This is a genomic window from Bacteroidales bacterium (assembly GCA_018334875.1).
In the GTDB taxonomy this organism is placed as follows: domain Bacteria; phylum Bacteroidota; class Bacteroidia; order Bacteroidales; family UBA12077; genus JAGXLC01.
The window spans coordinates 1-19,132 of sequence record JAGXLC010000004.1; the positions used below are offsets into that span (position 1 = coordinate 1).

At 40.9% G+C, this 19,132-nt stretch carries 20 protein-coding genes; 13 read left to right on the forward strand and 7 right to left on the reverse strand.

Annotation, left to right across the window (positions count from 1 at the left end):
• Positions 1–122 precede the first annotated feature (122 nt).
• Positions 123–575: a DUF1232 domain-containing protein gene (locus KGY70_00675; GenBank protein ID MBS3773677.1), complete on the forward strand. Its 453-nt coding sequence runs from the start codon at positions 123–125 to the stop codon at positions 573–575.
• 95 nt (positions 576–670) lie between these two features.
• Positions 671–1,267, forward strand: a complete 597-nt coding sequence (locus KGY70_00680; GenBank protein ID MBS3773678.1) for a DUF1080 domain-containing protein — start codon at positions 671–673, stop codon at positions 1,265–1,267.
• Positions 1,268–1,365: 98 nt separating this feature from the next.
• Here KGY70_00680 and KGY70_00685 read toward each other — a convergent pair whose 3' ends face one another.
• From KGY70_00685 to accB, 4 genes are all read right to left on the reverse strand, one after another.
• Positions 1,366–2,430: an acetyl-CoA carboxylase carboxyltransferase subunit alpha gene (locus tag KGY70_00685; GenBank protein MBS3773679.1), complete on the reverse strand. Its 1,065-nt coding sequence runs from the start codon at positions 2,428–2,430 to the stop codon at positions 1,366–1,368.
• 43 nt (positions 2,431–2,473) lie between these two features.
• A complete protein-coding gene (locus KGY70_00690) occupies positions 2,474–3,280 on the reverse strand; it encodes an acetyl-CoA carboxylase carboxyltransferase subunit beta (GenBank protein MBS3773680.1) in 807 nt (268 codons plus the stop codon).
• 62 nt (positions 3,281–3,342) lie between these two features.
• Positions 3,343–4,680, reverse strand: a complete 1,338-nt coding sequence (accC, locus tag KGY70_00695; protein MBS3773681.1) for an acetyl-CoA carboxylase biotin carboxylase subunit — start codon at positions 4,678–4,680, stop codon at positions 3,343–3,345.
• Positions 4,681–4,716: 36 nt separating this feature from the next.
• Positions 4,717–5,235 (reverse strand): acetyl-CoA carboxylase biotin carboxyl carrier protein, encoded by a 519-nt coding sequence (gene accB / locus KGY70_00700; GenBank protein MBS3773682.1) that lies wholly within the window; start codon positions 5,233–5,235, stop codon positions 4,717–4,719.
• Positions 5,236–5,705: 470 nt separating this feature from the next.
• On the opposite strand from accB, the gene larC reads away from it, so the two are divergent.
• From larC to KGY70_00755, 11 genes are all read left to right on the forward strand, one after another.
• Complete coding sequence (larC, locus tag KGY70_00705; protein ID MBS3773683.1) at positions 5,706–7,046, forward strand: nickel pincer cofactor biosynthesis protein LarC; 1,341 nt, start codon at positions 5,706–5,708, stop codon at positions 7,044–7,046.
• Positions 7,047–7,053: 7 nt separating this feature from the next.
• On the forward strand, positions 7,054–7,857 hold the full coding sequence (larE, locus tag KGY70_00710; protein ID MBS3773684.1) for an ATP-dependent sacrificial sulfur transferase LarE: 804 nt from the start codon (positions 7,054–7,056) through the stop codon (positions 7,855–7,857).
• Positions 7,858–7,862: 5 nt separating this feature from the next.
• Positions 7,863–8,609, forward strand: coding sequence for a nickel pincer cofactor biosynthesis protein LarB (gene larB, locus KGY70_00715; protein ID MBS3773685.1), 747 nt, complete (start codon positions 7,863–7,865; stop codon positions 8,607–8,609).
• Between the two features lie 22 nt (positions 8,610–8,631).
• The gene (locus KGY70_00720) at positions 8,632–9,099 is read left to right on the forward strand and encodes a hypothetical protein (protein MBS3773686.1); all 468 of its coding nucleotides are present in this window, start codon (positions 8,632–8,634) and stop codon (positions 9,097–9,099) included.
• A 274-nt stretch (positions 9,100–9,373) separates the two neighbouring features.
• Positions 9,374–9,961, forward strand: a complete 588-nt coding sequence (locus KGY70_00725) for a TetR/AcrR family transcriptional regulator (protein MBS3773687.1) — start codon at positions 9,374–9,376, stop codon at positions 9,959–9,961.
• A gap of 7 nt (positions 9,962–9,968) precedes the next feature.
• Positions 9,969–10,736, forward strand: a complete 768-nt coding sequence (locus tag KGY70_00730; GenBank protein ID MBS3773688.1) for an outer membrane lipoprotein-sorting protein — start codon at positions 9,969–9,971, stop codon at positions 10,734–10,736.
• Positions 10,737–10,753: 17 nt separating this feature from the next.
• Positions 10,754–11,977 (forward strand): ABC transporter permease, encoded by a 1,224-nt coding sequence (locus tag KGY70_00735; protein MBS3773689.1) that lies wholly within the window; start codon positions 10,754–10,756, stop codon positions 11,975–11,977.
• A 26-nt stretch (positions 11,978–12,003) separates the two neighbouring features.
• Positions 12,004–13,299: an ABC transporter permease gene (locus KGY70_00740; protein ID MBS3773690.1), complete on the forward strand. Its 1,296-nt coding sequence runs from the start codon at positions 12,004–12,006 to the stop codon at positions 13,297–13,299.
• A gap of 38 nt (positions 13,300–13,337) precedes the next feature.
• Positions 13,338–14,030, forward strand: a complete 693-nt coding sequence (locus tag KGY70_00745; protein ID MBS3773691.1) for an ABC transporter ATP-binding protein — start codon at positions 13,338–13,340, stop codon at positions 14,028–14,030.
• A gap of 3 nt (positions 14,031–14,033) precedes the next feature.
• A complete protein-coding gene (locus KGY70_00750) occupies positions 14,034–15,221 on the forward strand; it encodes a hypothetical protein (GenBank protein MBS3773692.1) in 1,188 nt (395 codons plus the stop codon).
• 6 nt (positions 15,222–15,227) lie between these two features.
• Positions 15,228–16,556 (forward strand): deoxyguanosinetriphosphate triphosphohydrolase, encoded by a 1,329-nt coding sequence (locus tag KGY70_00755; GenBank protein ID MBS3773693.1) that lies wholly within the window; start codon positions 15,228–15,230, stop codon positions 16,554–16,556.
• Positions 16,557–16,558: 2 nt separating this feature from the next.
• Here the strand turns inward: KGY70_00755 and KGY70_00760 are convergent, their stop codons facing one another.
• From KGY70_00760 to KGY70_00770, 3 genes are read right to left on the reverse strand one after another with little or no spacing between them, the layout of a single operon-like run.
• Positions 16,559–18,163 carry a S41 family peptidase gene (locus tag KGY70_00760; protein MBS3773694.1) on the reverse strand — a complete coding sequence of 535 codons (1,605 nt, stop codon included), beginning with the start codon at positions 18,161–18,163 and terminating at the stop codon, positions 16,559–16,561.
• Positions 18,164–18,180: 17 nt separating this feature from the next.
• Positions 18,181–18,594 carry a DUF1987 domain-containing protein gene (locus KGY70_00765; protein ID MBS3773695.1) on the reverse strand — a complete coding sequence of 138 codons (414 nt, stop codon included), beginning with the start codon at positions 18,592–18,594 and terminating at the stop codon, positions 18,181–18,183.
• A gap of 12 nt (positions 18,595–18,606) precedes the next feature.
• Complete coding sequence (locus tag KGY70_00770; protein MBS3773696.1) at positions 18,607–19,089, reverse strand: SiaB family protein kinase; 483 nt, start codon at positions 19,087–19,089, stop codon at positions 18,607–18,609.
• Between the last annotated feature and the right edge of the window lie 43 nt (positions 19,090–19,132).

The window sequence follows — 19,132 nt, forward strand, 5'->3', positions numbered from 1 at the left end:
TCTAGGAACCTTCACAACAAGGACATGAGTAGCATGCGGGTTCCATGGTTATACAAGCAAAGTTTGTGATTTTTGTAAATAAATCAATTTGAATTTCAATTTTTTAATAAACTGTTACACTAATGAAATCCGAACTGGCCAATAAAAACCACAACGACTTTTATAAGACCCTGAGAAAAAAGGTTGATCACTGGCTTCAGCATAGAAAAGGGGGTGGAAGATACACCAAATATATATTGCTGGCACCCGATTTTTTTCACCTACTGTGCAGGCTTTCGGTTGATCCGGAGGTTCCTGCCGTGGAAAAAGCCAAGCTGGGAGCAGCAATAGCTTATTTTATAACCCCGATGGATTTTATCCCGGAAATGCTTACAGGCCCTATAGGTTACATGGATGATGTGGCTCTTTCTGCTTATGTTCTAAACAGCATCATCAATAATGTCGATCCTGAGCTGGTAAAAAAGCATTGGGCAGGTGATGAGAATATCCTGAAACTCACACGTCAGATACTGGCCAGAGCCGATCAGTTGATCGGAAAAGGAGTCTGGGAAAAGGTGAAAAGAAGCATCAAATAAAGCGGATTTTTGACTGATGTTTATTATTTTTGTAACAAATGTAAAACAATAGAATTAAGCATTATTATAAATATTTTTAAGAAAAAGATATAAACATGAAACAGATATTGTTTACAACCCTAATGATGTTCATCGCCGCCTCCATGGCAGGCCAGGAAGAGATATCTCTGTTTAACGGGGAAAATCTTGATGGATGGGAAATACACGGTCAGGAAAAGTGGTATGTTGAAGACGGCTTGCTGGTATGTGAAAGCGGCCCGGAAGAGGAATACGGATACCTCTCCACAGAAGAAAAATATAAGGATTTTATCCTTGAGTTGGATTTCAAACAGGTATCCGATGGAAATAGCGGTGTTTTTTTCCGTTCTTCACTTGACGGAATTAAAATTTCGGGCTGGCAGGTAGAAGTGGCCCCTCCTGGACATGATACAGGCGGAATTTATGAATCTTATGGAAGGGGATGGTTGAAGAAGATACCCGAGTCTAAAGAGGACATTTTGAATATGGGAGAATGGAATCATATGAAGATCCGGGTTAAAGGCGACAAGGTCACCACCTGGTTGAACGGCAAAAGGATGATGTCGCTGTCCGATGAAAAAATAGGAAAAGCCAATGGCAAAATTGCTTTACAGATTCACAGTGGCGGAGGAATAAAAGTATTGTGGAAAAATATAAATTTAAAACTTCTTTAACATTTCTGAATAGCCAACACTATTGGATTAAGGGTTTCAGCAACTGAAACCCTTTTTTTCATGCCGTACATTTCCAGGGCAACTCAATTAACAGACTGTTATTTCAGACCAAAGAACCGGGCGACATCATTCAGGAAATGGTTGCCGGCATTTGCATCTCCATTATTCTTTCCGTTGGCTGCATTTAAAAGCTTTTCGGGTATCTGGGCTTTTTCTGCTTCAAAAAAGCCTATGGAGCGGTACTTGCTATAACGCTGATCCTTCATTTTCTCTTCATCCATGAATGCGAAGCGGAAGACATCGTCATAAAGCATTTCCTCCAGCTTATTGAGTGTAGGTTTTACGTTGGTTTCAAAATCCTTGGCTTCCTCCACAATCTTGTCTATAATACCCATTTCGAACAAATCAAATGCAGTAAGCCGGAGAGAACTGGCTGCTTCTTCCGCTCTGGAGGAATCTTTGAAAATGATGGAGGCACATCCTTCCGGAGAAATCACTGAAAGAATGGCATTTTCCATCATGTAGATTTTATTGGATACAGACAATGCCAATGCACCTCCTGATCCGCCTTCGCCGGTGATTACCGTAAAGGTGGGAACATTCAGGTCGGAAAGTTCAAAGAGATTTCTGGCTATAGCTTCTGCCATTCCCCTTTCTTCAGCTTTCAAACCACAATAGGCCCCTGGGGTATCCACAAAGAAAATGACCGGGCGTCTGAATTTTTCTGCCTGCCGTGCCAGTCGGAGAGCTTTTCTGTAGCCTTCGGGATGGGGCATACCGAAGTTGGCATGCATGTTTCCTTTCAGATCTTTGCCTCTCCTTGTACCAATAGCCGTTACAGGAATATCTTTAAGATAACCGATACCGCCTATGATGGCATTGTCATCTCCTATAAGCCGGTCGCCATGTAAGGGGATGAAATCTTTGATCATATTTTCAATAAAATCCTGGGGTTTGGGTCTTTCCAGTTGCCTTGCCAGCTTAACGCGTTCCCAGGGTGTATGCTGCTTTTTCTCTTCCTGATAATGGCTGTCCTGTTCCGGATAAATATCGGCCAATTTTTTTTCCAGGCTGTTTATTTCATCGTTTAGATCAATGCCTTGATTTTTGGATAGCTGTTCAAGGCTTTTAATTGTTTTTTTGATTTTATTGGTGTAATCCATTGTTTTTTAAATTTACTGTTTAACAGATCGAACAGGAAGACAATCAATACTGATGTACTTTCAGTATTTTCTGAAGGGTATCTTTCAGCTTTTGCCTTTCACATATTATATCGACAAATCCTTTGTCCTGCAGGAATTCGGAGGTTTGAAAACCTTCGGGGAGTTTCTGTTTGATGGTCTGTTCAATCACTCTTGGACCTGCAAATCCGATTAATGCGTATGGCTCGGCTATGATAATATCACCAAGCATGGCGAAGGAAGCAGTTACTCCACCGGTGGTCGGATTGGTAAGCAGACTGATATAGAGATTGCCGGCATTGCTGAACCGTTTGATGGCTGCTGCAGTTTTGTTCATCTGCATCAGTGAAACCGCACCTTCCTGCATTCTGGCACCTCCCGAACGGGATACAATAATCACGGGCAGCCGTTGTGCTTTTCCTTTTTCAAAAAGCCGGGCTACCCTTTCTCCCAATACAGATCCCATAGAACCAAGAATAAAGTCGGTATTCATGATACCGAACAATACAGGGATACCGTGAAGCCTTGCTTTTCCCGTTGTGATACCCTCGTTGATATTTTTTTCATACAGTTTATCCAACTTATCCTTATAACCGGGAAAATTCAGAACATCCAAAGTTTTGTATTCCTCAAACAAACGTTGCACCGTATCTTCCTCAAACAGGATGTTCATCCATTGCTTATTGGAAATCCTCATATGATGACCACACTCAGGACATACTCCCTGATTCCTGTCGATTTTTTTCTTATAGACCATCTTCTTACAGTTCGGACATTGTGTAAAAAGATTATCGGGGATATATGTCTGATATTTGTCTTTGCGTGTTTTCAAAAAGTTTTGAATTATTTCCTGAATTTTTGCGCTCATAGTTCAATTAAATACTGTTGTTTTTACTACATAAGTTCCTTTTCAATGAAATTAATGGAATAATTTCCGTTGAGAAAGGACTCGGAAGAAAGAATTTTAATCAGAAAATCCTTGTTGGTCTGGATACCGCTGACGTAGAATTCTTCAAGAGCACGGATCATCCGTGCAATTGCCTCTTTTCTTGTATTGTCAAAGGCAATGACTTTGGCAACCATGGAATCGTAATGTGGAGAGATTTTGGCTCCCGGATATATACCGGAATCTATTCGTATACCCGGTCCGGAAGGAAAGACAATGTTGTGGATTGTTCCGGGAGAGGGCATGAAATTTTTGTTTGGATCTTCAGCGTTGATACGGCATTCGATTGCATGGTTGTTCCACCGGATTTGGTTTTGTTTCCATCTGAGTTTTTCTCCTGAAGCTACCTGTATTTGCTCTTTGATCAGATCAGTGGAAGTGGTAATTTCGGTGATGGGATGTTCTACCTGTATCCGGGTGTTCATTTCCATGAAATAGAACTTTCCGTTTTCATAAAGAAATTCAACGGTACCGGCATTGGTATACCCGATCTGTTTAAGGGCCTGGGTTACTTTGGAACCGATGTTCTTCCTTTTGTCTTCATCCATTACCGGGGAAGGAGTTTCTTCTATCACTTTCTGTTTGCGTCGCTGACTGGAGCAGTCTCTTTCACCCAGATGAATACAATTTCCATGTTCATCGGCAATAACTTGTATTTCGATATGTTTGGGGTTTTCGAAATATTTTTCCACGTAAAGATTGGGGTCATTGAAAGCCAGATCAGCTTCATAGGAGGCTTCCTGAAAAGAGGATACGAAAGAATGCTCATCTTCAATCAGACGGATGCCTCTGCCTCCTCCTCCGGCAACGGCTTTAATCAATAATGGAAAGCCGATGTGCTTAACCTTTTCGAGGGCATATTCTGCCTCTGTGAAACCTTCATCGGGTCCTGGAATAACCGGAACTCCATGTTTGGCCATAAGCTGTTTGGCCAGGGATTTGTTTCCCAGTTTGGAAATGGCATCAGAGGAAGGACCGATGAATTTGATACCAATTTCTTCACACATGTGAGCAAATTCACTGTTCTCTGAAAGAAAGCCGAAGCCTGGATGAATGGCATCCGCTCCTTTCTGAACGGCAGCTGAAAGTATATTGCTTATGTTTAAATAGCTCTGTCCGGCTTTGGGGGGTCCGATACAAACGGCCTCATCAGCCATCATTACATGCAGTGAATCGGCATCTGCTTCGGAATATACGGCAACGGTATCAACACCCAATTCCTTACTGGCTCTGATTACCCTGACTGCGATTTCTCCCCTGTTGGCTATTAATATTTTGTTGAACATATTTTTTTATTCTAATCCAATCATAAATAAACCGGCTCAATCCAGTTTAATTTTATATAACTCTGATCCGTATTCTACTGTTTGCCCGTCTTTCGCAATTTCTTCCACTACTTCACCCGCCACTTCGCTTTCAATTTTATTCATCACTTTCATTGCTTCAATAATGCAGAGCGTATCCCCTTCTTTCACCTTATCTCCTTTTTTGACATAGGCCGGTTTTCCGGGAGCCGGTGAGCTGTAATAAGTACCAATAATGGGTGAAGTAACGGTAAACAGATTTTCGTCTTCTTGTTCACCGGCTTGTTCCTCTTTTTCCTCAACGGGTTGCTCGGCAGAAGCAGTATCGCTGGGCTGTGTCGCTCCTTCTGCTTCCTTTGACAGAGATTTAACCTGTTCAGCATTCATGCCCTGCGGATTAGAGTGTGTAGCCGATCCGTTTTTGTTTCTGGAAAGTTCTATTTCCTCATCGCCGGTTTTGTATCTTAAACTGTCGATGGAACTGGATTCAAATTGTTCAATGATTTTTAAAATGTCTTCCAATTTAATATTTTGCATAATCCTCCTCCTCAGTGTTAAATTTTATCAAGGATTTTATTGGTTATTAAATAAATCAATATTTTCCTGCCTCAAATTTTATAAAATTTTGTCTTTTATAATACCGGAAAACCATACAAATCTAAACCCGAAAGAAATGTATAGACCTTCCTCTTTGAATTAATAAATAATTCTCCATCAATGAAATGCATCGGCTCGTCCGGAGAATTTCGGGTTACAATTTATATAATAAAAAGTGAAAATTCAAATATATCGCAACTATATAATTTTAAACAATTTTGATTTGAATGCTTATAATCTCTATTTTCAGAGCTTTTACTCTTGTTTTTTTATGTGTTACAAGGTAGATTTATAACTAAAACGTGGTTATTTACTCTATATTTTAACCTTTTTTTTACCTGCATCCTCTTATTTATTCGTATTTTTATAAAAAGCATTATTTTTGATCTTCAGTAAAAATAGATAAAGCCATGAAAGTATTGTATTATGATTGTTTTTCAGGCATAAGCGGAGATATGAATCTGGCGGCAATGATTGATCTGGGAGTGGATGAACAATATCTGAAAAACGAACTGTCCAGGCTGGGATTGACTGAATACAACCTTACAATCAGCAGGGATTCCCGTCATTCCATTGCGGGCACCCGCGTGGATGTTCTGGAAAATTCAGGTAAACAGGCAAATCATTCCCATGAAAAGGATACCGGACATTCACATGGAGAAATACATGATCATCACCACCACCATCATCATTCACATGAGGAAGGTCATTCGCATGATCACAGCCATGGAGATACCGAAGATAAAGACCATAATCACAGTCATAGCCATACGCACGAACACCGTAACCTGGAAAATATTTATGCCATTGTGGATGGAAGCGGGCTGAATCAGAATGTTAAGGATATGAGCAAGAAAATGTTCCGGTTGATCGCTGAGGCGGAAGCCAAGGTTCATGGCACCACGGTTGATAAAATTCATTTTCATGAAGTGGGGGCTGTAGATTCTATTGTCGATATTGTCGGCGCAGCGATTTGTTTAGATTATATGAAGGTGGACAAGGTTAGAAGTTCAACGGTAGAACTGGGTGGCGGCTTTGTGAAATGCGCACACGGGACGATGCCGATACCCGCTCCTGCTACCTCCGAAATTCTCAAGAATATCCCGGTCAAAACCGGAGCGGTGAATAAGGAGACTACCACACCAACCGGAGCTGCCATACTTGCCGCCAATGTAGATGAGTTTACCGATGAAAACACTATGGAGGTTGAAAAAATCGGGTATGGCATCGGTCACCGGAAATTGGAGATTCCAAATATTCTTCGGGTTTATCTGGGTGAAGAAACCGGAAACAAGATGAAAGGTTACCATGTCAAAACGGCTGTAGAGATCAGTTGCAATATAGATGACATGAATCCGGAACATTATGATTATGTTATGGATCAGCTTTTTTCAGCCGGTGCTGATGAGGTGTATCTTACCTCAGTGATGATGAAGAAATCAAGGCTTGGTTCTAAGCTTAGTGTCCTCTGTCATATTGATTATGAAAAGCATATTAACCAGGTGCTTTTCACACATACCAGCACGTTGGGATTGAGAAGGACTTCCATGCAGAAGGCTGAACTGGAAAGAAGTTTTGAGAAAATGTCCACCCGGTATGGAGAGATCAATATTAAAATTGGCTATCTTAATGGAAAACCCATTAAATATAAACCCGAATACGAAGATTGCCGAACGATCGCAAAGGATCAGGGACTTTCCGTTCAGGAAGTTTTCCATGCTATAATGAACGATATTCGGAAAAATTTGTAATTATGGTATGGTAATACATGATAAAAAATACCAGGAACTTCAGCATAAACTAAAACAAACAGGGAGTCTTGTGGTGGCTTTTTCCGGAGGGGTGGACAGTACGTTTTTGCTGGCCGCAGGAAAAGAAGCCCTCGGAAATAATATTCTGGCCATAACAGTTTCTACTCCTTATGTTGCCGGCTGGGAAGAGGAGGAATCCAGAGAAATAGCGAAGAATCTGGGAGTAGAGCAAATTATTCTGGAATATCCTTTGTTTGAAAATATAAAAAACAACCCACCCCAACGTTGCTACCTTTGTAAAAAGCAAATTTTTAGTGCCATATTGGAAGAGGCCGAACGGAGAGGGTATAGTTATGTTGCGGATGGGACTAATGTAGACGATTTTCAGGATATCCGACCGGGAATCAGGGCTTTGAGAGAGCTTAATGTTAGGAGTCCTTTGGCTGAGGCCAATTTAGGAAAAAATGATATCCGGCGTTTTTCAAAAGATATGGGTCTGCCGACATGGGATAAACCTGCTTATGCCTGTTTGCTTTCCCGTTTACCTTTCAATACACCCATCAGGCAGGAAGTGCTCGACCGAATTGAGGAAGCCGAACAATTGATAAGAAATGCAGGTTTCCCCGCCGCACGGGTAAGAACTCATGAGCATATTGCCAGAATTGAAATTCCTCCTGATGAGATTCAAAAATTTGTACAGATATCCTCCGAAAAGGAGTTACCCCGGAAAATTAAAAGTTTGGGCTACAATTATGTTACGCTCGATCTGGAAGGATATAAAATGGGCAGCTTTAATGAACCAGAAAATTAATCACTATGGATGCACAATCACTGGAAAACATTTTACAACAAATTCAACAGGGAGATCTTTCTGTAGCTGATGCCATGAATCGACTTAAGTATTTTTCCTATGATGATATTGGCCATACTAAAATTGATGATCATCGGGAGTATCGTACTGGTTATCCTGAGATAATATATTGTTCGGGTAAAACGCCGGTTCAGGTAAAAGAGATTTTTGAAGCCATGCGGGAAAAAGATGTAAATATTTTAGCCACCAGGGCAGGGAAGGAGACTTATGAAGAGGTTTCCCGAACCATACCTGAAGCGGAATATCATGAAATGGCACGAATTATTACATTAAAGAAGAAACCGATTCATTTTGTTAAAACTTCAGTTTCCCTTGTTTCAGCCGGAACTTCCGATATGCCTGTAGCTGAGGAAGCAGCTATAAGTGCTGAATTTTTCGGTAATCCGGTAAAACGTTTTTATGATGTAGGTGTTGCCGGAATTCACCGCTTACAGAAGAATATTGAAGAGATTAACAAGGGAAAGGTAATTGTGGTGATTGCCGGGATGGAAGGTGCCCTTCCCAGTGTGGTAGGAGGTTTAGCAGATAAGCCTGTTATCGGTGTCCCCACGAGCATTGGATATGGAGCAAATTTTCAGGGACTTTCCGCCCTTTTGGGTATGTTGACCAGTTGCGCAAGCGGGGTAAGTGTTGTCAATATTGATAACGGATTTGGCGCAGGTTATATAGCTAGTATTATCAATAAATTGTAACTGAATCAGGATTGGGTAATTTATGAAGAAAGAAATCCCTCTTTTTGTATACATACTTTGGCTGCTTATTGCTATTCAAACATTACAGGGTTTAGCAGGAGGTTTGCTTATGCTGTTTGATCCAACCGGAAAATCCCTCCGCATGCCCTTACTCTTTTTGATGGGCTCGCCCTTTCCGGATTATTTTGTACCGGGATTGTTTCTTTTGGTTTTTCTTGGTATATTACCTTTATTGGCTCTCATAGGATTGATGACCAATAGCTGGAAATGGCCCAATATAATCAATATTTACAAGGACCGGCATTGGGGCTGGACCTTCTCCCTCTACGTAGGTTTGATTCTGGTTTTATGGATGGATTTACAAATAAGTTTTATCGGTTATTGGCATAAAGTTCAGACTTTACATGCCATAAACGGAGTGGTGATATTGATCTTTACCCTCCTGCCTCCTGTTATGGAATATTACCGGGTAAAAGAAGATAAAGAATAAGCGTTCTGGCAGTGCACACCACTTTTACATGTCAGGCGTCTTTTATAAATATTCAATTCGTTTGGTGATTTGCTTGACTCCTTCGTGTTCCTATGATGCTTTATATTGACTGATAGTCCGATATAGTAGATTGTATAAAAAGCCTGGAAAATTTTTGAATTAGATTTGAAATATTTATTTTTGACCGATCGTTCAGTCAAAAATAATTCCGTTTATGAGTTATCTTTAATGATAATTTTTTGACCGATCGGTTAGCCACGAAAATAGTAGCTTTATGTCACCACGAACTGAAAAACAATTTGAAGCCATAAGGGAAGAGAAGCGAAGTAAAATACTTGATGCGGCACTTGAGCTTTTCGGAAGAGAAGGTTACCATAATGGATCTATAAGCAAAGTGGCTAAGAAAGCAGGTATTTCTAAAGGTTTGGTTTACAATTATTTTAACAGCAAAGAGGATATTGTCCGGGCAATCCTTAATTCAGGGATAGAGGAGATGCTTAATATTTTTGATACCAATCATGATGGTGTCCTGGAAAAATCAGAGATTGAATATTTTTTGAATGAGATGTTTAATCATCTCAAAAACAATCAGAAGTTCTGGAAGCTATATTTTAGTATTTCCCTTCAGCCGGAAATTTATCCATTGATTAAGGAAAAAATTGATGAATTATCCCAACCTATCATGGAAATGGTTGTTCATTACTTTGAAGCAACAGGGTTTGAAGACCCTCAGGCGGAAACTATGATTTTTGCAGCATTATTGGATGGGGTCAGCTTCCATTACATAATGGACCCCGATAATTATCCACTGGAACAGGTCAGACAAACCTTGATTGAACGGTATGTAAAACATTCAAATTAAATACAATATGAAAAGATTGAGATTTTTGGGGTGTTTCCTTGTAGGATTGTTGTTGTTGCCTGTTTACGCAACCGCTCAGAATATGAGCGCAAAAGAAATTGTGAAAGAAGCAGAGGATCAATGGCAGGGAGAAAAGACAAGCATCAGCCGGATGACCATGAAGATCATCCGGCCTGACTGGGAAAGGACCATTAAAATGAAGAGCTGGATTAAAGGAAGGGATTATGCGCTTACCTTGATTGCTGAACCGGCAAGCGAAGCAGGGCAGACATTTCTGAAAAGAGGCAATGAGATGTGGCATTGGATGCCATCAATCGGAAGATTGATAAAGCTTCCTCCTTCTATGATGTCTCAGGGCTGGATGGGATCCGATTATACGAACGATGACATCCTCAAGGAATCATCCATTGTGGTGGATTATCATCACAGTTTATTGGGCGAGGAAAAAGTGAACGGTACTTTATGTTATAAAATCGATATGAAACCCAGGGAAGATGCCGCTATTGTTTGGGAAAAGGTAATTAAGTGGATTTCCAAAGAACATTTTAATCCGCTGAAGTCGGAATATTATGATGAAGACGGAGAATTGGTTCGGACGGAAATTTTGTCGGAAGTCAAAGAGATGGATGATCGAATGATTCCTATCCATATTGAGGTGATTCCTGAGGAGGAGAAAGAAAAAAAGACCGTGCTGGAATTGAATGATATCAAATTTAACCGCGAAATCCCCGACAGCTTCTTTTCCCAGCAAAATATGAAACGTGTTAGACCCTGAAAAATACGACAATAAGAATGAGGGAATATATTAAATTGGCATGGAGAAATATCTGGCGTAACAAAAGGAGAACTTTAATCACAGCAGCCTCCATCTTCTTTGCAATATTTTTTGCATTGATAATGAGATCCCTCCAATTAGGGAGTTACAGCAATATGATCGATAATGCGGTGAAGTTGTATTCAGGTCATATCCAGATACATGCTTCGGGATATTGGGAGAATAAGTCTATAAACAATACGCTTGTTGAGAATGAGGATCTGATGAAGACACTCCGGGACAATGAGCACATTAAACAGATAGTTCCCCGACTTGAGTCTTTTGCGCTTGGGTCATCGGGTCCACAAACAAAGGGCGTTTTGGTTATGGGTGTTGATCCGCCCAAACAAAACAGCATGTCTAAACTTTCAGAAAAACTGGTGGAAGGAGAATACTTTCAACCAGGCGAACAGGCTACAATCATAGGGGAAACGTTGTCCGAGTATCTTCAGTTGGGAATTAACGATACATTGGTGCTCCTGGGACAGGGATACCATGGTGCTACAGCAGCGGGGAAATATCCGGTCAAGGGCATTGTTAAGATACCCAAACCCGATCTGGACAACAAATTGGTTTATTTGCCTCTTCAAACAGGGCAGCAGATGTATATGGCCTCCAGTCGTTTGACTACACTGGCCATCAATCTTCATGACCACAGAGATATTGATGAGACAGTCACGCAACTGAGAGAATCTTTATCTGATAATCAATATGAAGTCAAATCGTGGAGAGAGATCATGCCTGAGCTGGTGCAGCAGATTCAGTCTGATAATGCCAGCGGATGGATCTTACTGGCCATATTGTATCTGATTATTGCTTTTGGTGTATTTGGAACGGTGATGATGATGATTACCGAACGCAAAAGGGAGTTTGGAGTTATGATAGCTGTAGGAATGCATAAATCGAAATTAGCCCTTATCGTCACATTTGAGATGATCTTCATTGGTCTGCTGGGGTTGGCAGCCGGTATTATCGGAAGCATGCCTGTTATTCTTTATTTTCATTACAATCCTATCAGGCTGGGAGGCGAGGTAGCAGAATCCATAGAGACCTTCGGTATTGAACCCATTATGCCCATGGCATGGCAAGCCGATTTTTATCTCAATCAAACCCTTATTGTGGCTGTTATTGTATTCGTTTCTGTTCTATATCCGATATATAGTATTACAAGGATAAAAGCAGTGAGGGCAATGCGCGGATAAACCATTAATCAATTAAAAACTACATTATGATCTTTTCAATAGCATGGAAAAATGTCTGGAGAAACCGGATGAGGAGCTTGATCGTCATGATTGCGGTAACCATAGGAATGATCGGTGGTATTTTTTCCTCTGCAGTATTTAAGGGAATGTCGGATCAGCGGGTGAGAGAAGCCATCAAATATGAAACCAGCCATATACAGATTCACCACCCCCAATTTATGGAAAATCAGGAACTGCAATATACCCTTAATTCATCGGGGGAGATGGCTGACCGGATAGAGCATATGGCAGAGGTGCAGGCGGTGAGCAGGAGAATGGAGATCCCGGTGATGATTAAATCCACTGTTACAGGTACCGGTGTTCGTCTTATGGGGATTGATCCTGAGAAAGAGCGAGAGGTTACTGCCATTTATGATGCCATTTATGACAGCACCGATTTGGTTAAGCAGTATGGTTTCAAAGATCCCGAAAGGATCAGCCGGTTCCTGGAAGATAGCTGTGGCAGCTACTTTGGAAAGCAGACCCGGTCTCATCAAATTGTAATCGGTGAGGAGCTGGCTGAGCAATTGAAAGTGGATGTCAAATCAAAAGTGGTAGTTAATCTTCAGAACACCGAAGGCAATTTAACAGGTGGTGTTTTCCGTGTAGCCGGGATTTACCGTATTACCAATTCTGCCTTTGAAAACTCAGTGGCTTTTGTAAAAAAAGATGCGCTCGCTGAGCTTACAGGATTGAGTCAGGGCGCCGCTCATGAACTGGCCATTCGGTTAAATGATGACAATGAGCTTATACCCTTAATGAATAAGCTTAAAGCACAATACCCCGAACTGAGCGTTATGTCGTGGAAGGATATCCAGCCTGAACTGGGTATGATTACCGAATGGCTGGATGTTATGCTTTATTTTGTGATGGTAATCATTCTGCTGGCTCTCGGTTTTGGCATTGTCAATACCATGCTGATGGTGGTAATGGAGCGGGTAAAAGAACTGGGAATGCTTATGGCCATTGGGATGAACCGGATACGGGTTTTCACTATGATCATGCTGGAGACCATCTTTTTGTCTCTTACCGGTGGAGTGATTGGAATGGTACTTGCTGCCCTTCTGGTTGACTATTTTGGTAAAACAGGGATCAACCTGAAAGCTTTTGCACAGGGATTTGAAGCCATGGGTTATAACCCGATGCTTTATCCGGAGATTGGCACAGCCTTTTATTTTTCCATAACGGGATTGATCATTCTCACAGCTATTGTAGCCTCTGTGTATCCTGCAATTAAAGCTCTTAAGATGAATCCTGCGGAGGCGTTGAGAATTGAATTATAAACAAAAAATTGATATAGAAACCAGTAAAACGGGAAGCAATGAAAATATTAACGCTCAATAATGTCCACAAAATCTATGAGGAAACAGAAGTTAAGGTGCATGCAGTAAACGGGATAGATCTGGAATTTGAAAAAGGAGAATTTTCTGCTATTGTAGGCCCCTCCGGAAGTGGAAAAACTACTTTGCTGAATATGATCGGTGGTCTTGATCAACCTACGGAAGGAGAGATTATTATAAACAGCACGAATATTGGGGATCTGAAACCCTCCAACTTAATTGATTTCCGGATGTATAACATCGGTTTTGTCTTTCAGGCCTATAATCTGATACCTGTATTAACGGCAAAAGAGAATGTGGAGTTCATTATGCATTTGCAGGGTTGGCCCAGGAAGGAGAGGGAAGACAGGGCAAAGGAATTGCTTGAGGCTGTTGGTTTGGGCGAGCGCATGGATTCGCGCCCATCCAAAATGTCCGGCGGGCAGCAGCAGCGTGTTGCCGTAGCCCGTGCACTGGCTTCTAAACCCAAATTTGTACTGGCCGATGAACCGACTGCCAACCTTGATTCCAGATCCACAGAAAACCTGTTGGACATTATGGAAAAATTGAACCGGGAGGAACAGATGACTTTTATTTTTTCAACTCATGATTCCCGGGTGGTGAAAAAAGCCCATAGGGTAATCAATATTGAAGATGGAAAAGTAAACAGCGATGAAATTCAGAAAAAAGAATGATTTATGGGGTTTATAAACATTGTATTTTCGAAGCGGAATATTTTGCTGGTTGGTTTTCTTTTGGTTTTGAAATTTCCCCTGGCTCAGGATACCAGTGGAAGTAATGATTTATCGGTTAACGCTTATCTTAAATATATGAACACCATTATGGACCGGGAGGGGCTCACCTGGATCAATGAGAGCATGTTTCACAACCGTTTCAATTTTCAATGGGATCCTTCCCAGAACTTTAGAGCCGGAATGGGTTTGCGGAATCGTTTTATATATGGCGACCTGGTTGAATCATTCCCATCCTATGACAAGCTGATCAGCAGAGATTACGGATATCTTCACAAATTAACCGGAAATATAATCCGGGAAGATTCCTATATTTTAAATACATCGGTTGACCGATTATGGATCAACTTCACACAGGGAAATTTTGATGCGAAAGTCGGCCGTCAGCGTATCAACTGGGGGCAGACATACGTGTGGAATCCGAATGATATATTCAATGCCTATTCTTTTTTTGATTTCGATTATGAAGAAAAACCCGGCAGCGATGCCATTCGTCTGATGTATTATCCATCATTTACTTCAACCGCTGAGCTGGCAGTTAAGGTTAATCGGGACGAAGAAGTAACGGCTGCCGGATATTACCGGATGAATAAATGGGGTTACGACTGGCAGTTTCTGGGTGGCATTTTAAATGACGATGAATATGTAGCCGGTATGGGATGGTCAGGGCATATCAAAGATGCTGGGTTAAACGGAGAGATGACTTACATCCATCCTGATACAGATATTGCAGATACCAGCGGCATACTCCTGGCATCCCTGTCAGCCAGCTATATGTTCAGCAATTCACTCTTCCTGCAATTTGAAGGATATTATAATGGAAATGCCGAACACATCGATATGAATAGTTTTGCCAACTACTACTACAGACCGTTAACTGTTAAAACCCTTTCGTTCAGCAGGTTTTCATGGTTCGGACAGGCTTCTTATCCCATCCATCCCTTATTGGATGGTAATTTGTCGCTTATGTATTTTCCCGATATCGACGGGTTTTTTGTCAATCCTTCCCTTAGATACTCATTAACCAATAATGTTCAGCTTTCAGCATTTGCCCAGCTTTTTGAAGGGAAGTTTACCGGTACGAAGAAAGAAAGAATAAATTTTATATTTTTCCGGTTTAAATGGAGTTTTTAATTTATGATGAACTGGAATACTCTATTATCAGCCAAACGCTTTGGGTTGGAGGACCGCAGGGTCAGCACAACCGCTGACGCCCGGTCACAATTTCAGAGAGATTTTGACCGGATTATTTTTTCTTCACCTTTTCGGCGGTTGCAGAATAAAACCCAGGTTTTTCCACTTCCGGGAAGCATCTTCGTTCACAACAGACTGACTCACAGCCTGGAGGTTGCCAGTGTTGGCAGGTCTATTGCGAACCGGGTGGCCATGGAACTTCAGAAAAGGTCGGATATTTCAGATAAAGATATTTTGAATGAACTGCATTCTATAGTAGGAGCAGCCTGTCTTTGTCACGATATGGGAAATCCTCCCTTTGGTCATGCCGGTGAGGATGCCATTTCAAAATATTTTCAGGAAGGAAGAGGGCAGGTTTTAAAGCGTGAGATGCGTCCCGAACAATGGAACGATATGGTTAATTTTGAGGGGAACGCCAACGCCCTTCGTTTATTGACCCACCAATTCAGAGGGAGAAGAGAAGGAGGTTTTGCACTGACCTATACTACGCTTGCTTCCCTGATCAAGTATCCTTACGGGTCGGAAACGAATTCCAGCAAATACGGATATTTTCAGTCTGAAAAGCAAACCTTTCAAAAAATAGCTGATGAACTTGATTTAGAAAAAATTTCAGATCTCCCGGGTAAATATGCCCGGCACCCTTTGGTTTATATTGTTGAGGCGGCTGATGACATCTGCTACGAAATTATGGATATTGAAGACGCCCACAAACTCAATATTCTGGATAAAGAGAAAACATTTGATTTATTATTGGGCTTTTTTGATGAACAAGAGGATAAAACTTTTCTGAAAAGAAAGGATCAGGTATTCCGGGAGGTAACCGATCTGAATGAGCAGGTGGCTTATCTGAGGGCTTCTGTCATCAATAAATTGGTCAATGAAACGGCCGATATATTCCTGTCTTTTCACGACCGCATTCTTCAGGGAGATTTTCATGCTTCTTTGGTTGACCGTTTAGAAGGTAGATCCCGGGAAGCGTTTGATATTTGTAAGAATCTAGCATTTAATGAAATATATAACCACAGGTCGGTGGTTAAGGTTGAGCTCACCGGATTTAATGTCTTGGGAACCCTTATGGAAGAATTTACTTATGCCGTAATGAATCAGGAGTATAATTATTCGCAAAAGCTGCTTTCTTTAATTCCGAATCAGTTTATAACAGGGGATGAGTCTACGGTATACGAAAAAGTCAGGTCGGTCATTGATTTTGTATCGGGGATGACCGACCTGTATGCTGTTGACCTGTATAAGGATATCAAAGGCATCAGTATTTAGGTTTACTCTTTCAGATAATTCGCTGAAGATTGATCCCAGTTGTTCAGTACTTCTTTGGCCTCCAGGTAGCCCTCATCATTTTCGTTTACAATTTGGAAATATTCATTCATATCCCACATATCTCTTGCTATAAGTCCTTTTAACTGAAGTTTGATTTCCTCCCCGGATTTTTCGAGTTCCTTTTCATTCAGTGCAATTCCTTCTTCCGTTGCCATCTCCGCCAGATCATCCATCATCTTTTCGGTGACTTCAAATTGTTCCTTATAATGGTCAAATGACGGATAGTCATTTTCCAGGGTTTCCCTGTTTTGATCGATATAGTTCAGGATATAGGAATTGATTATACCGCTTCGTATAAGTTGGTCCAAATAATTGGAATAAGCAGTGGTATCAAGCGGAATGAAGATATCCGGCATGATCCCCCCACCTCCATATACAACTCTTTCGTTGGTTTTGGTACGATATTTCAGGGAATCGGGGAAATCGATGCTATCTGCTGAGCTCATCTCCCCTTTATTAAATCTTTTTATGATATCTGTTTTATAATCCTCCCGTCCGTTATTATAGGGTTTTTGAATGACTCGCCCTGTTGGTGTATGATAACGGGCTACTGTGAGCCGGATCATTGAACCGTCTGGCAGTGAAACGGGTCTCTGTACCAAGCCTTTGCCGAATGATCTCCTGCCAATGATAAGTCCCCGGTCCCAGTCCTGAACTGCTCCGGCAACAATTTCGCTTGCCGAGGCCGAACCTTCATCAATCAGAATTACGAGCTTTTCATCTTTAGAAATTCCTTCTTTCGTAGCATAATTTTCTTCTCTTTTCACCTTTAAGCCCTCGGTGTAAACTATGAGTTTATTGTCATCCAGAAACTCATCCGCCAGCTCAATGGCCTGTTCTAAATATCCTCCGCCATTATCTCTGAGATCAAGGATGAATGAATTGGCACCTTCTTTTTTTAATTTTTTTACTGCAGATGTAAACTCGTCATTGGTAGTCTGGGCAAAACGGTTAAGTTTAATGTAACCGGTGTTATCATCCGCCATGTATGCTGCATCCATACTATGAATGGGGATTTCATCGCGGGTTATGGTAAAGTGCAGCAATTTTTCCATGCCGGGTCTTTTAACGGTTACATCCACCTTGGTCCCTTTTTCACCCAGCAGCCTGTCACGCACACCGGAAGTAGAAATTTCGATTCCGGCCACCGTCTCACCGTTTATTTTGATAATTCGATCACCAGCCTGAATCCCAACTTTCTCCGAGGGTCCACCTGAAATGGGGGATATAACATATATGGTATCTTTATAAATGTTAAATTGAATACCAATCCCTTCAAAGTTCCCCTGAAGCGGTTCATTCATGGCTTGCACCTCTTCTTTGGTTAAGTAGGTGGTATGGGGGTCCAGATCGGAAATCATTTCTTTGACGGCCTTTTCAACCAAATGTGAACGGTCCACCGAATCAATATAATAAGAAGAGATAAAATGCAGGGCTTTACCGAATTTATACATATCATCGTTAAAAATCTGCCCGCTCCCTGATTTGGGTATCAAAAACACAATGAGCAGGGGGAGGAGTATGATGTTTCTTCTTAATGTTAACATAGTTACTGACTTAAGGATTAATTCTTTCTGATTAAAAAGTTGAAAGGAATATCGATGATTTCACTAAAATCCTCACCGTCTTCCAGTATCTGATCGTCCGGATCGTCATAGTACCAAAAAATGTTTAAATTCAGCCGCTTTTCATAAAACTTTTTGAAGTTTGAGATAATTTGGAAGATGTACTTGGAGGAGGAAGAGTTCATATATTCAAAATCAAACACTATAATAAACGTTTCATTCAGCAATTTGTTTTGCTCATAATCTTCCAGTGTCCCTTTTATATAATTATGGACCCATGAAAGAACAGGTTCGTAGAATTCATACGCGTCTTCAGGTCTGGAAACACCAGCCATCTTGAATTTGTGTCTTTTCGGATCAAAGTCAACTTCCGGGGTAAAAGAAGTGGATGCTATGTATAATTTTTCTGCCATAACCTTTAGGTATTATAAATTTAAAGGAACATACACCCTGATCGTGTAATAGGCTAAATGCTCCGTAATATCGACAATTCTATAGTAAATATTATTCTTTGAGATTTTGGTCATTTTTAGGATGCCTAAACCTGCTCCCTTCTTATTTTCATAAATTCCATTGGCCATAGTGTTTTTGTAAAGCTCCTGCAATTCATCGTAAGACAATTGATTGATGTAATCAAGTTTCTTTTTTAGTGTTTCCGCATCTTTTTTAAGAATGGGATTTCCGGATTCGAGCCTAAAGAAGTCTTCCTCTTTTTTTAGCAGGAAATAAGGTTTTTTATGGGATTTACTGACTATGTGGTCGTCCAGTTCATTAACGTATTTATAGTTATTTTCGATGATTTCGACCATTAAGGTAACAATTTTCCTGTGGGTAGATTTTTTCAGTTTCAGTTGCCTGCTAATTTGCTCCAGTTTTTCTATAAACTTTCCTGTTATTTGATAGTCCAAATAACCCTGATGGTTTATTATTTCAGGATTTTGCTCCATGAAT